We start from the raw sequence: 1,204 nt of genomic DNA, 5'->3' as shown, positions 1-1,204 counted from the left end.
GGTTGTCTCCTTATATGTCTCAGATCATTCAAACTTCAGTCGTCAATGCAGTGAGGCCGGCCTTGACCGCTGAACGGGTTGACTCACCGCCGCGCAGCCTGTGTCTCCTTAGAGTGCAAGCTCGAACAGAAGCCCAGGGCGCACGGTGGTGGTCTCTTTGTTCTGCCGCATCCCGAATGGTTGACCGAACACATTTCGTATTCGTAAGGCTGGGAGCTGGAGAACCGCTATGAGTGAACTCGTCTACGTGGGCATCGACATCGCCAAGAGCAGCTTCGAAGTGGCTGTCACAGGCGAATCGCAAACGCTCAATCTGGGCAACGACGAGGCCGGCCACGCCGAGCTGTGCCAGCTGCTCATCCCGCTGGCGCCCAGGCTGATCCTGATGGAGGCCACCGGTGGCTACGAGCAAGACCTCGCGCTGGCCTTGGCCGGCGCGGGCTTGCGCGTCTCGGTGGTCAATCCTCGCCAGGCACGCGACTTCGCGCGCTGCGTGGGCAAGCTGGCCAAGACCGATCGCATCGACGCGCTGGCGCTGCTTGGCTTTGCCGCAATGCTCGACGCTCAAGGCCACGAGCCTCGCACCCTGGCCGACGATGAGCGGCGCGAGCTCACTGCCCTGGTGGTGCGCCGCAGGCAACTGGTGGCCATGCTGGTGTCCGAGCGCCAGCGCCTGGGTGTCGCACACCGAAAGGCCAAGCCCAGCATCCTGGCCATCATGGATGCCATCGCGGCGCAGTTGCATGATGTCGATGGGCAGCTCAAGGCGCATATCCAGGCCCACCACGCAGACCTGGCCAAGCTGCTGACCTCTGTCAAAGGCGTGGGGCCGACGACGGCCAGCACCTTGCTGGCACAGCTGCCCGAACTGGGCCAGCTCAATCGCAAGCAGATCACTGCCCTGGTCGGCCTGGCGCCCATGAACCGCGACTCGGGCACGCTCAGGGGCCAGCGCCACATCTTCGGCGGACGCGCCGACGTGAGGCGCGTGCTCTACGTCGCGGCCCTGGTCGCAACGCGCTTCAATCCGGTCCTCAAGGCCTTCTACGCCAGGCTGCTGGCCGCAGGCAAAGCCAAGAAGGTCGCGCTGGTGGCCTGCACGCACAAACTGCTGGTCATCTTGAACGCAATCGCTCGCACCAGGTCGCCCTGGCGCGACGAGCTTGCGGAAGCTGTTTGACTTAGTCATTCAAGATGGTTGCTT

Annotated in this window: 1 protein-coding gene; it reads left to right on the top strand. The window is 63.7% G+C overall.

What is annotated here, in order from left to right; translation table 11 throughout:
- Positions 1 to 229 precede the first annotated feature (229 nt).
- Positions 230 to 1,180: an IS110 family RNA-guided transposase gene (locus PGB34_RS23020; protein ID WP_271430458.1), complete on the top strand. Its 951-nt coding sequence runs from the start codon at positions 230 to 232 to the stop codon at positions 1,178 to 1,180.
- Positions 1,181 to 1,204: the final 24 nt, after the last annotated feature.

The organism is Xenophilus arseniciresistens, from assembly GCF_028023875.1.
GTDB lineage: Bacteria > Pseudomonadota > Gammaproteobacteria > Burkholderiales > Burkholderiaceae_C > Xenophilus > Xenophilus arseniciresistens.
Note: the sequence above shows the minus strand (reverse complement) of the source record. Positions and strands in the feature narration are given on the sequence as shown.

Coding starts and splice junctions, on each gene's coding strand:
- PGB34_RS23020 (WP_271430458.1), top strand. CDS start 230: ATGAGTGAACTCGTCTACGTGGGCATCGACATCGCCAAGAGCAGCTTC.